The organism is Propionicicella superfundia DSM 22317, from assembly GCF_000423465.1.
Lineage (GTDB): Bacteria > Actinomycetota > Actinomycetes > Propionibacteriales > Propionibacteriaceae > Propionicicella > Propionicicella superfundia.
The window spans coordinates 370741-384454 of sequence record NZ_KE384020.1; the positions used below are offsets into that span (position 1 = coordinate 370741).

General features: G+C 69.1%; 14 protein-coding genes. 11 read left to right on the forward strand and 3 right to left on the reverse strand.

Going from position 1 to position 13714, the window contains the following annotated elements; all coding sequences use genetic code 11:
• The first annotated feature begins 85 nt into the window (after positions 1-85).
• The 4 genes from rimO (at position 86) to G555_RS0106855 (ending at position 2970) form a co-directional block, all read left to right on the forward strand.
• Positions 86-1510, forward strand: coding sequence for a 30S ribosomal protein S12 methylthiotransferase RimO (rimO, locus tag G555_RS0106840; RefSeq protein ID WP_051208523.1), 1425 nt, complete (start codon positions 86-88; stop codon positions 1508-1510).
• 67 nt (positions 1511-1577) lie between these two features.
• Positions 1578-2105, forward strand: a complete 528-nt coding sequence (gene pgsA / locus G555_RS18465) for a CDP-diacylglycerol--glycerol-3-phosphate 3-phosphatidyltransferase (RefSeq protein WP_245581246.1) — start codon at positions 1578-1580, stop codon at positions 2103-2105.
• On the forward strand, positions 2102-2602 hold the full coding sequence (locus G555_RS0106850) for a CinA family protein (RefSeq protein WP_028708306.1): 501 nt from the start codon (positions 2102-2104) through the stop codon (positions 2600-2602). The genes pgsA and G555_RS0106850 overlap by 4 nt, the downstream gene beginning before the upstream one ends.
• A 71-nt stretch (positions 2603-2673) precedes the next feature.
• Positions 2674-2970: a helix-turn-helix domain-containing protein gene (locus G555_RS0106855; protein ID WP_036921539.1), complete on the forward strand. Its 297-nt coding sequence runs from the start codon at positions 2674-2676 to the stop codon at positions 2968-2970.
• A 61-nt stretch (positions 2971-3031) separates the two neighbouring features.
• Here G555_RS0106855 and G555_RS0106860 read toward each other — a convergent pair whose 3' ends face one another.
• On the reverse strand, positions 3032-4321 hold the full coding sequence (locus tag G555_RS0106860; protein ID WP_028708308.1) for a putative periplasmic lipoprotein: 1290 nt from the start codon (positions 4319-4321) through the stop codon (positions 3032-3034).
• Positions 4322-4975: 654 nt separating this feature from the next.
• Entirely contained in the window at positions 4976-6037 is a 1062-nt protein-coding gene (locus G555_RS0106865; RefSeq protein ID WP_028708309.1) for an NAD(P)H-dependent glycerol-3-phosphate dehydrogenase, read from the reverse strand.
• Positions 6038-6207: 170 nt separating this feature from the next.
• Between G555_RS0106865 and G555_RS0106870 the strand changes: the two genes are divergently transcribed.
• The 5 genes from G555_RS0106870 to miaB all read left to right on the forward strand — a co-directional run bounded on the left by G555_RS0106870 (position 6208) and on the right by miaB (position 11459).
• Positions 6208-6402, forward strand: coding sequence for a DUF3046 domain-containing protein (locus G555_RS0106870; protein ID WP_028708310.1), 195 nt, complete (start codon positions 6208-6210; stop codon positions 6400-6402).
• A gap of 189 nt (positions 6403-6591) precedes the next feature.
• On the forward strand, positions 6592-7662 hold the full coding sequence (recA, locus tag G555_RS0106875; protein ID WP_028708311.1) for a recombinase RecA: 1071 nt from the start codon (positions 6592-6594) through the stop codon (positions 7660-7662).
• A gap of 74 nt (positions 7663-7736) precedes the next feature.
• Complete coding sequence (locus tag G555_RS18470) at positions 7737-8210, forward strand: regulatory protein RecX (protein ID WP_425413839.1); 474 nt, start codon at positions 7737-7739, stop codon at positions 8208-8210.
• Positions 8211-8363: 153 nt separating this feature from the next.
• The gene (gene rny / locus G555_RS0106885; protein ID WP_036921542.1) at positions 8364-9992 is read left to right on the forward strand and encodes a ribonuclease Y; all 1629 of its coding nucleotides are present in this window, start codon (positions 8364-8366) and stop codon (positions 9990-9992) included.
• A 12-nt stretch (positions 9993-10004) separates the two neighbouring features.
• Positions 10005-11459 (forward strand): tRNA (N6-isopentenyl adenosine(37)-C2)-methylthiotransferase MiaB, encoded by a 1455-nt coding sequence (gene miaB / locus G555_RS0106890; RefSeq protein WP_028708313.1) that lies wholly within the window; start codon positions 10005-10007, stop codon positions 11457-11459.
• A 176-nt stretch (positions 11460-11635) separates the two neighbouring features.
• Here miaB and G555_RS0106895 read toward each other — a convergent pair whose 3' ends face one another.
• Positions 11636-11815, reverse strand: coding sequence for an antitoxin (locus G555_RS0106895; RefSeq protein ID WP_028708314.1), 180 nt, complete (start codon positions 11813-11815; stop codon positions 11636-11638).
• A gap of 103 nt (positions 11816-11918) precedes the next feature.
• On the opposite strand from G555_RS0106895, the gene miaA reads away from it, so the two are divergent.
• Both miaA and dapF read left to right on the forward strand, forming a co-directional pair.
• A complete protein-coding gene (miaA, locus tag G555_RS18475; protein WP_036921545.1) occupies positions 11919-12833 on the forward strand; it encodes a tRNA (adenosine(37)-N6)-dimethylallyltransferase MiaA in 915 nt (304 codons plus the stop codon).
• A 20-nt stretch (positions 12834-12853) separates the two neighbouring features.
• The gene (gene dapF / locus G555_RS0106905) at positions 12854-13684 is read left to right on the forward strand and encodes a diaminopimelate epimerase (protein WP_028708315.1); all 831 of its coding nucleotides are present in this window, start codon (positions 12854-12856) and stop codon (positions 13682-13684) included.
• Positions 13685-13714 lie beyond the last annotated feature (30 nt).

Consider the following 13714-nt stretch of genomic DNA (forward strand, 5'->3'; position numbering starts at 1 on the left):
GCGCCGAAACGCACGCTCGGGTGCGGGGCGGTGGTTCAGGTGACGCGCCGACGGGTATCGTCAGCGTGACAAGAGGTCCAGCTCCATGACGACCACGGCAGGGGGGAGCATGTCGGCTCCGGTCTCGCTCCACCTCCAGTCGCTGGGGTGCGCGCGCAACGACGTCGACTCCGAGGAACTGGCCGGCCAGTTCGCCGCGGCCGGGTTCACGCTGGTCGCCGAGCCGGGTGCCGCCGATGTCATCGTCGTGAACACCTGCGGTTTCATCGAGGCGGCGAAGAAGGACTCCATCGACACGCTGCTGGCGGCGGCCGAGTACAAGCAGGCGGGCTCGGCGCGAGCCGTCGTGGCCGTCGGGTGCCTCGCCGAGCGCTACGGTGCCGAGCTCGGGCACGCGTTGCCCGAGGCCGACGCCGTGCTGGGATTCGACGCGTATCCCGGGCTGGCCGACCGGATCCGCGACATCCTCGCAGGCGTCCCTGTCGACTCCCATGTCCCGCAGGACCGGCGGCTGCGACTCGTCCCGGTCTCCGAACCCCGCGCGTGGCTGGAACCGCCTGCGCATGCGGGCCCCGCATCGGGTCCGCGCCCACCGCGTCGCCGCCTCGACGACAGCCCGTACGCCCCGCTCAAGATCGCCTCGGGCTGCGATCGGCGATGCAGCTTCTGCTCGATCCCGAGCTTTCGCGGCTCGTTCCGGTCGCGTGCCGGTGCCGACATCCTGGCCGAGGCACGCTGGCTGGTGTCCACGGGCGTCCGCGAGGTGATGCTCGTCTCCGAGAACACCACCGCCTACGGCAAGGACGTCCGGAACATGCGAGCGCTGGAGGACCTGCTCCGCGCGCTCGGCGAGGTGGAGGGGCTGGACCGGGTCCGGTTGTCCTACCTGCAGCCCGCCGAGATGCGCGACACGCTCCTGGCGGCGATGGCCGAGGCGCCGAACGTCGTCGGCTACCTGGACCTGTCGTTCCAGCACGCCGCACCGGCGGTGCTGCGGCGGATGAAGCGATACGGCTCGCCCGACATCTTCCTCGGCCTGCTGGAGCGCGGGCGTGCGGCGATGCCCGGAACCGGGGCGCGCAGCAATGTCATCGTCGGGTTTCCCGGGGAGACCGAGGCCGATGTCGCCGTTCTCAGGGATTTCCTCGTCGCCGCCGACCTGGACGCCGTGGGCGTCTTCGGCTACTCCGACGAGGAGGGGACCGCCGCCTACGATCTGCCCGGGCACCTGGACGCCGCCGAGATCGACGCCCGCGTCGCAGAGGTGTCGGCCCTGGCCGACGAGCTGATCGCCGCGAGGGCCGAGTCGCGCATCGGGTCGCGGGTGGAGGTGCTCGTCGAGCAGGCCGGTTCCGAGGTCGTCGGCCGAGCCGGGCACCAGGGCCCGGAGGTCGATGGGAACGCCGTGCTCACGGGGTGCGGGGTGTGTCGTGTCGGGGACATCGTTCCCGGTGTCGTCGTGGGATCGTCGGGCGCCGATCTCGTGGTGGAGGGAGAGCGCAGTGAGTGAGCAGGGCGACGGGCAGAAGGTGCCGACGCTGAACGTCCCGAACGTGCTGACGGTGCTGCGCATCGTCATGGTGCCGCTGTTCGGCTGGATGCTGCTGTCCCACCCGACCGACCTGGGGTGGCGCCTGGCGACGACGGGCGTGTTCACGCTGGCGATCCTGACCGATCTGGCCGATGGGAGGATCGCCCGCAGGTACAACCTGGTCACCGACTTCGGCAAGCTGTGGGACCCGGCCGCCGACAAGGCGCTGACCGGGATGGCCTTCGTCGGCCTCAGCATCCTGCACGAACTGCCGTGGTGGGTGACGATCGTCATCCTGGTGCGGGAGTGGGGGATCACCCTGTTGCGGGCCCTCATCAAGAAGTACGGCGTGATGGCCGCCAACCGTGGCGGCAAGCTCAAGACGCTCACCCAGTCGATCGCTTTGATCATGTACTTGCTGTACCTGCCCGCGATGCCGCTATGGTTCCAGTGGATCGCCTGGATCCTCATGGGTGCGGCGTTCCTGCTCACCGTCGTGACCGGCCTCGACTACCTGCGCGCGGCCGCGAGACTGCGGCGGGAGTACCTGCTGACCCACAAGGAGGCACAGTGACCGACGTGACGGAGATTGCCGCACGGATCATCAAGACGTTCTCGACCCGGGGCCTCACCGTGGGTTCCGCCGAGTCGCTGACGGGCGGATTGCTGGGTGCGACGCTGACGTCCGTGCCGGGGTCGTCGTCGATCTACGCCGGCGGGGTCATCGTCTATTCGCGCGAGGCGAAGCAGAAGCTCGCGGATGTTCCCCGCGAGGTCCTGGACAAGTACTCGGTCGTCTCCGAACAGACGGCTGTCGACATGGCGCTGGGCGCCCAGGGGCGTCTCGGCGCCGACTGGGTGATCGCCGTGACGGGTGTGGCCGGTCCCGACCCGCAGGAGGGTCACGACCCCGGTGAGGTGTGGATCGCGATCGTCGGCCCGCGGGTGGGTGCTCTCGGGCAGACCATCCAGGCGCACCGGCATCAGTTCGGCGGTGACCGTCAGGCGATCCGCGAGGCCACCGTGAAAGAGGCTCTCGTCCTTCTGCAGTCGGTCCTGTCGCCCGTCTGAGCGGGCGGGAATGAAGCCGGCGGCGTGGACGTTCTTCCAGGAGTCCCGGTCGTGGGTAGAGTGAAGAAGCCATGGGAGGTGCATCAGTGCTCTTGCGTACCGTTCTCGGAGAGTCGCTCCGTGAGATCCGTGTGGCCGAGGGCCGCACGCTCCGTGAGGTGTCCGGGGCGGCGCGGGTGAGCCTCGGGTACCTGTCAGAGGTCGAGCGAGGCCAGAAGGAGGCCTCCAGCGAACTCGTGCAGGCGATCTGCGACGCCCTCGACGTGTCGCTGTCGCAGGTGCTGCTGATGGTCAGCGAGAAGATGGAGGCCGCCGAGCTCGTGACGCGGCTGCCCGTCGTCCGCTCGCGCGCGGCGGCCGCCGCCTGATCGCTGGCGATCCAGGCGCATCGTGCCGAAATCGTCGTCGCCGCGTCGATCTATGCGGGACTCAGCTCCAGTCGATGGCACCACCGTTGTAGTTGTTCTTCGTCGGCGACACCTTGCCCGTGTCGGTATCGATGCGTAGTGCCACTTCGGCGGACTGTGCCTTCCACTCTTCCTTCTGGCTGGAATCCTTGCTGTCGACCCCCGATATGGCGGCGACGTAGGTGCCGTCGTCGTTCGCCACGGTGACCTTCGCGATCATGTTGCCCGCGCCGTCGACGGAGATCTCGGTCGAGGTGCGGGTCGGCTTCCAGGTCGACACCTTTCGGTTCGCATCGGGGAGCTGTAAGAAGTGCTCCTCCATGCCGCCTACATCGACTCTGGCCGAGCCGAAGTACATCTTGGCCTTCAGACTGGCGTCGAGGGCAGCCTTGGCATGATCGGATGCCATCTTCTCAAGGGCATCGGTTCCCGCGAAGGCGGGGGCGCCGGCGAACGGATCGATCGTCTTCGGAGCCGTCACGTACTTCGTGGGCAACTTCGTCGCCAGAACGGTGACGGCGTAGGTTCCGGGCAGCAGCAGGGATTTGTCGTCATTGCCATAGCCATAGCGGTAGACAAGGGAGATCTTCCGTTCGCCGATCTTGAAGTATCGATCGAGGGGTGTCACATCGGTGGTGACATGAGGGGTCACAAGGAGACCGTTCAGATCGGCGGTCCAGCCATCACCGGAATTCTTCAACTCGATGCCCACACCGTCGACGGTCTTCTGGTTCGTGCTGGCAAAGGTGGCGTCCATCTGGACTGGCGCGGCCCATGGCGTGGGTCCGAACTCATCGGCGGTCAGGTCTTCTGCGCCGTCGGCGCTGAAATGAGGCTCGTACTCCTTCGCGTAGTCGTCATAGCTGCCGCGGTAGGCTTTCGCCTCCCACTCGTCCTTCGTGATGGCCGGCGACAGTGTCGGCATCTCCATGTCGGCGACGTCGATCGGTTCATAGGCCAGGGTGATGGTGCCGGCGCCGGTGCCACGCCATGCCTGAACCGCGCCTTCGCCCTCCAGCCGGGTGGAGGTCGCGGTGGCGAGGCGCGTCTTCACCGCGTTCCAGTCACCGGTCTCGAGTGCGGTCTCAATCTTGTCGGCCTCCGCCTTCAGTCCGCCGTTGACGGCTGTGACGGCGGTGTTCTTCGCCTCGTTCCAGGCAGCCACCTTCGCGCTGACGACGGCGATCGCTGCCTTGTCCTTCTCGGCGATCGTGTCCGTGGGGCTGGAACAGCCGCTCAGTATCAGTGTTCCGGCCGCGAGGATCGCGGTGCCGAGCGTCACGCCGAGCGTGCGTTTCACGGAGACGGTCATGGCGTGACTCCTCATGTGGGATGGGACTTCGGCGGCTCGTGCGTGGCGGGTGGCACGTAGTCCATGGGTTGACGGTCACGGTAACGAGACCGTGGTCCGGTGCCGGCCCTTTCCCTCATCGCCATTGCATTCGGGTCCCGCCTGCGGGGGACTGCGCGCGTGCGCGAGCTCAATGTCGCAGGAGGCGGCCCGGGCCGCGCGTCCGTGCCACGTACCTCCTGCGGGAGGGAGCCGACGGCTCGTCCCGCGTCACCGCTGCGGGGTGCAACTCGCCTCGCACGGTCGATGCCGGAGACCGGCCTCTCGCGGTTCCGAGGTTCACTGAGCCAGGCGGGAAGCCGGGTCGGCGCGTGCCGACTGTTCACGCCGCAGACACGCCTTCATGCTCGGCGAGCGGGTTCAGGTCTGGGACCCCGGACGGGTGGGGGCGGTGCCGGCGTAGCTCTCGTGGGGAAGGCTCCCGGGCCTGCCGCCTGCGGTTGCCGTCGCGGAACAGCGACTGCGTCGCCGAGGGCTGTGTCGTCGGCGGTGTCGGACGGCCTGGCCGCCGGTGTGGCGGGGCCCTTCACCCCGCCACCCGCGAGAGTCCCCGGGCGGCCTTCCCGCCCGTTCCGATCCCGCTCGTCCGGAAGGATCCCGGGGGAACCGTCGAGGCTACCGCGCGCCGCCGAAGAAGGCGTCCCAGGGGATGTCCAGGGGGACGTCCTTGCAGGTCACGTCGTACATGTGGCGCACGAGCGGGAAGTCGTCGGGCGTGAGCACGCCGCGCTCGGTGAGCCGCTCGATCGCGGCCCCCACGACGCGGATGCACGCGACGCCCTCCAGCGTGACCCCCTTCATGTGCACGTCACGAACCTCCGAGAACGGGATGCCCGCTCCGGCGTAGCGTCCAGCCTTGACGTTGCGGCCGCCCATCGACGTCACGTACATGTCGCCGACTCCGGCGAGGCCGTAGGTCGTGTCGGGGTCGGCACCGAGGAACCTCATCCACCGCACCATCTCGTAGGCGCCCTGCGCGAAGAGCGCCGCCGAGTAGTTGAACATGACGTACCGGTCGTTGGTCTTGCCCTGGCTGTCGAGGATGCCCTGGGCGAAGCCTGCGCCGAAGGCGTACATGTTCTTGGTGGCCGCGCCGATCTCGGAGCCGAGCATGTCCGTCGACGTCCACACGTGGTAGTACGGCGTGCGGTAGAGCCCGGCGAGGACGTCGAGCGACGCCTGGTCCTCGCCGGCGAAGATGACGCTGGTGTGATGACGCACCGCGAGTTCGCCGGCGATGGACGGGCCGACGATGGCCGACCAGGTCACGGCATCCCGAAGGTCCGCCGGAACGTACTTCTTCAGCACGTCCGGCAGGATGACGAGATTTCCGTCCTCGTCGGCCTGCAGGCCCTTGGTGATCGCCAGCACCTTCTGACCGGGCCGCAGCAGGCCGGCGAGATGCTCCCCGGCCCAGTCGACGCCGAAGGAGTTGACGCCGCTCATCACGATCTCCGCACCCTCGAAGGCCTCCGCGGCATCCTCCAACTGGTACGCGGTGACGGCGTCGGGGACCTTGAGGCCCAGGTTCGGGTGGATGCGCGTCTTCTGGATGGAGTCGACGATGTCCCGGTCGAGATGCGTCCCGACGAGGGCGACCTCGCCGCCGTTGTCGGTGAAGGGCCACGTCAGCGCGGTGGCCATGATGCCGGCTCCGAGAACAGCAATCTTCGTCATTGGTTCGCTTTCTGTCGGTTGCCGTCGGGGCGGACCGCCCGACGGCGCTGCCACTTCTTGTGATCGTACGGGCCGACGGCCGCACATGGCGGGTTTCGGGACGGGCGGGCCCGCCGAGCACCGCCGTGTGCGCGTTCGCGGCTCTGGCACAATCGCACCGAGGAGGACGGATGCAGGAGACGGAGTTCTGGAGGCGGATGGACGCGCACCTCGGCGCGGCGTACGCGCGCACGTGGGCCCAGTCGATCGTCCTGGCGGACCTGCGGGGCCGGACCGCGCGCGAGGCCCTCGACGCCGGGGTCCCCTGCAAGGACGTCTGGCGTGCGGTGTGGCGGATGCTGGAGCTGCCGGCGCGGGAGCGCTGAGCCCCGGCGGCGGAGGCGTGACGCGCCCGCGCGTGTCGAATGGATTCGAACAGGTGTTCGGGTAAGCTGTGCAGCAGCGAATCACCCGAGGGCTTGTCCACAGGCCGGCGATCCCGGTCTCCATTTCGTCGGTGCCGGGCTCTACGGTGGAACGCGTTGAGAGCTTCACGACCTGCGGAAGGAACGGGTATGGCGGTGGCGGACCGGGCGAAGGCGTTGGAGGCGGCGCTCGCTCAGATCGAGAAGCAGCACGGCAAGGGTTCGGTGATGCGGCTGGGCGAAGACACGCGCCAGCCCATGGAGGTCATCCCCACGGGATCGATCGCGCTCGACATCGCGCTCGGGATCGGAGGCCTCCCGCGAGGCCGCGTGGTGGAGATCTACGGCCCCGAGTCCAGCGGCAAGACGACGGTGGCGCTGCACGTCATCGCGAACGCGCAGGCGGCCGGCGGCATCTGCGCCTTCATCGACGCCGAGCATGCCCTGGATCCCGAGTATGCGGCGAAGCTGGGGGTCGACACCGACTCGTTGCTGGTGAGCCAGCCCGACAACGGTGAGCAGGCACTCGAGATCGCCGACATGCTGGTCAGGTCCGGGGCGCTGACGCTGATCGTGATCGATTCCGTGGCCGCGCTGACGCCGCGGGCCGAGATCGAGGGCGAGATGGGCGACAACCACGTCGGCCTGCAGGCGCGGCTCATGAGCCAGGCGCTGCGCAAGATGACCGGTGCGTTGGCGGGAGCGGGCACGACGGCGATCTTCATCAACCAGTTGCGCGAGAAGATCGGCGTCATGTTCGGCTCGCCCGAGACGACCACTGGCGGCAAGGCGCTCAAGTTCTACTCGTCGGTGCGTCTCGACGTGCGACGCATCGAGACGCTCAAGGACGGCCAGGAGATGGTCGGCAACCGCACACGGGTCAAGGTCGTGAAGAACAAGGTCGCGCCGCCGTTCAAGCAGGCCGAGTTCGACATCCTCTACGGGCGGGGCATCAGCCGGGAGGGGAGCCTCCTCGACATGGGGGTCGACAAGGGCATCATCCGCAAGGCGGGTGCCTGGTTCACCTATGACGCCGATCAGCTCGGCCAGGGCAAGGAGAACGCCCGCACCTACCTGCGGGAGAACCCCGACGTGGCCAACGAGATCGAGGCCAGGCTACGCAGTGTGCTCGGCATCGACCCGGCGTCCGCCGAGACCACCCCGGCGTCCGGCGACGTGCCGCCCGGCGTCGACCCGGTGACCGGTGAGGTGAAGTTCTGACCAGGCGCGCGCCCGAACCGCCGGACGGCCTCGAACCGGCCGGGCCGGGCGATCCGCTGAACGCGGCACGAGCGATCGCCTACCGGCTCCTGTCGGTGCGGGACAGAAGCCGCTCCGAACTGGGCGCCGCCATGGCCCGCAAAGATGTTCCCGACGAGGTCGCCCGCGTCGTCCTTGACGAGTTCGCCGAGCGCGGCTACCTCGATGACGCCCGCCTCGCCGAAGGGGTGGTCGCCGGGGTGGCACATCGGCCGCGGTCGCGGTCGGCCCTGCAGCGGGAACTGACCGCGAGGGGCGTCGATACGGAGACCGCCCAACAGGCCACCGCGGCGATGGACCGGGAGGCGGAGGTCGGCGCGGCGCGTCGGCTGGCCGCCAAGCGTGCTCCGTCTCTGAGCAGGCTCGACCACGCTGTCGCCTACCGGCGGCTGGCGGCGGCCTTGGCACGCCGCGGCTTCCCGGCAGACATCGTCCATCAGGTCACGTGCGAGACGGTGCAGGGCGAGCGAGACGGCGACGAAGGCGATTGGGCTACATTTGGGCACTAGCCGGTGGGGATCGCCGGCCTGAGATATCGCGCATCATCGCCTTGAACGGGCACTCGTTCGTCGACCGGGCCGATCGGCTCGGGTTGCGTCGGAGTCGGCTTATCCCCGGCCTCGATGGGGGGCGTGGTCGTGTCCTGGCCACAGGAGGCAACCATGACTGGCTGGAACGTCACTGTCGTCGTCCTCGCCGCCGTGCTGTCCGTCGCCGTCGTGGCCATCGGCATCGGCATGGTGCGCCTGCTGCGGACGCAGAGCGTGCAACGAGAGCGTGCCGCGGACGAGGTGCGGCGCACCGTCGAGGCCGATCTGGCGCAGGCCCGGTCGGCCGCCGCCGGTGCTGCGGCCGAAGTGAGGGCTGAGGCGGACGCCTACCGGGAGCAGGCGCGTGCGCAGGCTGCGACCGTGCTGCAGGAGTCGGAGCGGCTCCGGCGCGACGGCGAAGCCGCCGTGAGCAAGCAGCGTGACGAGTTGCGCGAGCAGAGGACCGCGCTCGACAGGCGGGAGGCGAGGCTCAGCGAGCGAGAGGACCGCATCGATGCGGAGCAGCGCGTCATGGAGGCCCGGCAGTCCGTGGCCGAGGAGATCCGAAAAGACCTTCGGTTCCGCGCCAAGGAACTCGCGCGCGCCGAGCAGCACCAGCGCGACGAGTTGGCGCGGATCGCGGGGATGACACCGGTCGAGGCGAAACAGGTGCTGTTGTCGTCGGTCGAGCACGAGGCGCGGCTCCAGGCGGCGGCGATCACGCGCGACATCGAGAACGACGCGCGTCGCACCGGTGAGCAGCGCGCGCGGCAGATCCTCGTGACGGCCATGCAGCGGCTGGTCGCCGAGCAGACGAGCGAGTCCGTCGTGTCGACGGTGGCGCTCCCGGGCGATGAGATGAAGGGCCGGATCATCGGTCGCGAAGGGCGCAACATCCGTGCCTTCGAGCAGGTGACGGGCGTCAACGTGCTCATCGACGACACGCCCGAGAGCGTGTTGCTGTCCTGTTTCGACCCGGTGCGCCGAGAGGTCGCCCGCCTCACCCTCACCGAGTTGGTGGCGGACGGCCGGATCCATCCCGCGCGGATCGAAGAGGTCTTCGAGCGGTGTTCCGCACAGCTCGCCGAACAATCCCTCCGGGCGGCCGAGGACGCGGTCGCGGAGATGCGGATCACCGATCTGCATCCTGACCTGCTGCCGGTCCTCGGGTCGCTGCGGTTCCGGACATCCTACGGGCAGAACGTGCTCACCCACCTCGTCGAATGCGGGCACCTGGCCGCGATGATGGCCGCCGAACTCGGCGTCGATGCGGACGTCTGCCGCCGGGCGGCGTTCCTTCACGACATCGGGAAGGCCGTCAGCCACGAGACGGACGGCTCCCATGCGCAGCTCGGTGCCGACCTGGCGCGGCGCCACGGGGAGCATCCGGACGTCGTCCACGCGATCGAGGCGCACCACAACGAGATCGAGCCGCAGACCGTCGAGGCGATCCTCACCCAGGTCGCCGACGCGGTCAGCGGATCGCGGCCCGGCGCGCGGCGGGAGAGCCTGGAGGCGTATGTCACCAGGTTGGAGAAGCTGGAGGAGATCGCCCAGGCGCACCCGGGGGTCGAGCGTGTGTTCGCCATGCACGCAGGCCGGGACGTCCGCGTCATGGTGGCCCCGTCCCAGGTCGACGACGCCGGCGCGCAGGCGATCGCCCGTGACATCGCGCGTCAGATCTCGGAGGAACTGACCTATCCTGGCCAGATTCGCATCACCGTGGTGCGCGAGTCGCGCGCCATCAGCATCGCCCACTGATCGGATCACACGTTGTTCAGCACCAGCACCCGCACGTACCAGGTCGTGACCTACGGCTGTCAGATGAACGTCCACGACTCCGAGCGGATCAGCGGCGTCCTGGAGGAGGCAGGTTTCGTACGCGCCCCCGACGACGCGCAGGCCGACGTCGTGGTGTTCAACACGTGCGCCGTTCGCGAGAACGCCGACAACCGCCTCTACGGCAACCTCGGTCACCTCGCGCCCGTGAAGGCATCGCGCCCGGGGATGCAGATCGCGGTCGGCGGCTGCATGGCGCAGAAGGACCGGGACACCGTGGTGCAGAAGGCACCCTGGGTGGACGTCGTCTTCGGGACGCACAACCTCGGATCGCTCCCCGTCCTGCTGGAACGCGCTCGCGTCCAGGACGCTGCCCAGGTGGAGATCCTGGAGACGCTGGAGCGCTTCCCCTCGACGCTGCCGACGCGGCGAGAATCGGCCTACTCCGGGTGGGTGTCCATCTCGGTCGGCTGCAACAACACCTGCACCTTCTGCATCGTCCCGGCGCTGCGCGGGCGCGAGAACGACCGGCGCCCCGGCGACATCCTGGCCGAGATCGAGGCGCTGGTCGCCGACGGCGTGGAAGAGGTCACCCTGCTGGGCCAGAACGTCAACGCCTACGGCAGCGAGTTCGGCGATCGGCAGGCCTTCTCCAAGCTCCTGCGGGCCTGCGGCGAGATCCAGGGGCTGCGGCGCGTGCGCTTCACCTCGCCTCATCCGAAGGACTTCACCGCCGATGTCATCGCGGCGATGGCCGAGACGCCGAACGTGATGCCCTCCCTGCACATGCCTCTGCAATCGGGGTCGGACCGGGTGCTGCGCGCGATGCGGCGCTCGTACCGCAGCGCACGGTTCCTCGGCATTCTGGACGCGGTGCGGGAACGCCTGCCCGAGGCGGCGATCACGACCGACGTCATCGTCGGCTTCCCCGGCGAGACCGAGGAGGACTTCCAGGACACGCTGCGGATCGTCGAGCGCGCGCGTTTCAGCGGCGCCTTCACCTTCCAGTATTCGATCCGCCCCGGCACCCCGGCCGCGACGATGCCCGATCAGGTGCCGAAGGAGCTGGTGCAGGACCGCTACGACCGCCTGGTCGACCTCGTGCAGGAGACCTCGTGGCAGGAGAACCGCGCGCTGATCGGGCATGAGGTGGAGGTGATGTTCGCGGCGGGCGAGGGGCGCAAGGACGACCGGACCCACCGGGTGACCGGTCGCGCGCGCGACAACCGCCTCGTTCACGTGGCGGTGCCCGATGGGACCGCTCAGCCGCGTCCGGGGGATGTCGGGCGCACGGTGGTCACGGCCGCGGCGCCGCATCATCTCATCGCCGACGCCGGCGTCACCGCGCTGGAGCGGACACGCGGCGGGGACGCCTGGGAACGGTGGACCGCTCCGGCGCAGCCCGCGGTCGTCGCCCTCGGCATGCCGCTGGCGCCATCCGTCTCCTGAGCGCCGACGGGTCGCTTCCGGCGCCGTGCGGACGTGGGACGGCGCGTGACGCCTCGCCGGAGACGTGATCGAGAGTCGGCCGTCCCCCCGCGGACATGGAACGGGGACCGGTTGCCCGGTCCCCGCCCTTAGATCTCGCAAAACCAATGAGCCGAGGCGGCCCAGGATGCGCGTGACTACGTGCCGTCTCCGGCCTTCGCCACCTGGTCCTTCAGGAACTCCTGCGCCTGGTCGACCTGCCCCTCGAACTGGCCGCCGGTCTTCTCATCGACGACGTCGCCGGCCTTGTCGATGGCGCTGTTGACCTGCTCAGGGTTGTCGCCAACGGCATCGGTGATTTTGTCCAAGATCCCCACTGGCCACCTCCTTTCTCTCGGCTGCGCCGGTTCTCCCGGCCTGGCCTATTGTTAACTCACACCGGGTTCATTGGGAAGGGGTTTTCCTTGTGAGTATCGCGTCATGACGCCGCTGCTCGTCCTCGTGGGCCCCACCGCGAGCGGAAAGTCCGCCCTTGCCATCGACGTCGCACGGGCGCTGCGGGATCGTGGGCGCCCGGCCGAGATCGTCAATGCCGACTCGATGCTGGTCTACCGCGGGATGGACATCGGCACCGCGAAGCCGACCCCGGCCGAGCGGGCCGAGACGCCGCACCACGTCGTGGACGTCCTCGACATCGCCGAGACGGCGACGGTGGCCGACTTCCAGCGCCTGGCCCGGGCGGCCATCGCCGACTGCCGGGCGCGGGATGTCGTGCCGATCCTCGTCGGCGGATCCGCGCTGTACCTCCGCGCGATCCTCGACGACTTCTCGTTCCCCGGCACCGACGCGCAGATCCGGGCCCGGTGGGAGGGAGAGTTGGAGCGCCTCGGATCCGCCGAACTGCACAGGATCCTGGCCGAGCGTGATCCGTCCAGCGCTGCGGCCATCCTGCCCGGCAACGGTCGCCGGATCGTTCGGGCGCTGGAGGTGATCGAGCTCACCGGCTCGTTCCGGGCGACGCTGCCGACGTGGACCTATCTGCTGCCCGACGTTCACCAGTTCGGCATCGACATCTCGCGGGAGGCCCTGGACCGGCGGATCGCCGAGCGGGTCGACCTGATGTGGGAGGCGGGTCTGGTCGATGAGGTGCGCCGGCTGGAGGCCGCCGGTCTCCGGACCGGGCTGACCGCTTCCCGTGCTCTTGGATACAGGCAGGTACTGTCTTATCTTGCGGACGAGATGACGCAGTCCGAGGCGCGTGCAGCGACCATAGTCGGCACACGGCGTTTCGCCCGCAAACAGCTTTCCTGGTTGCGTCGGGATCCGCGCATCGTCTGGCTGGAGGCAGGGGCTCCGGCCAACCTGCGGAGAATCCTGGCCGTCACAGAGGATTGAGAAAGGGGGGCCGCTCGCAGATGCGGCAACTCAGCTTCGCAAAGGGACATGGTGCGAAGAACGACTTCGTGATCGTCCTCGACCGGCACGGGGTGTCCCCTCTGTCGGAGGAGGACGTTCGTTTTGTCTGCGACCGCCATGTGGGCGTCGGCGGGGACGGTCTGCTGCGGGTCATCAAGGCTGCCCATGTGTGCGGCTGGGACGGTGACCCGCACCTGTGGTTCATGGACTACCGCAACGCCGACGGCTCGCTCGCCGAGATGTGCGGCAACGGACTGCGGGTCTTCGCTCGGTTCCTCCAGGAGGAGGACCTGATCGCCGAGAACACGATCACCATCGCGACCCGGGCGGGTGCACGTCAGGTCGTGCTGCGCGGAGACGGGCTGATCCAGGTCGAGATGGGACCGGCGCGGATCTCACCCGAGGAGGCGAGCGTGAGCGTGTCGGGCGAGACTCGCCCGGCCGTCGCGGTGAACGTGGGCAACCCCCACGCCGTCACGTTCGTGGACGGGGCGACACTGGCCGGTCTCGACTTGCGAAGCGCTCCCGGCGTGGGGCCCGCCGACCTGTTCCCGGACGGCACGAACGTCGAGTTCGTCCACGTGCTGGGGGAGCACGACATCGCCATGCGCGTCCACGAGCGCGGGGTCGGCGAGACCATGGCCTGCGGGACGGGCATGGTCGCGGCGGTGGCTGCTGTCGACGCCCGGAACGGGGCGGCCGGCGGCGCATACACCGTGCGGGTTCCCGGCGGCGTTCTCACCGTCGAGCTCGGCAACGGGCTCGCGTGGCTCACCGGACCGGCCGTGATCGTCGCGCGCGGCGAGGTCACCCTCCCCGATCGCCGGTGAGGACGACGCCTCCGGCCGGTAAACGCGTGG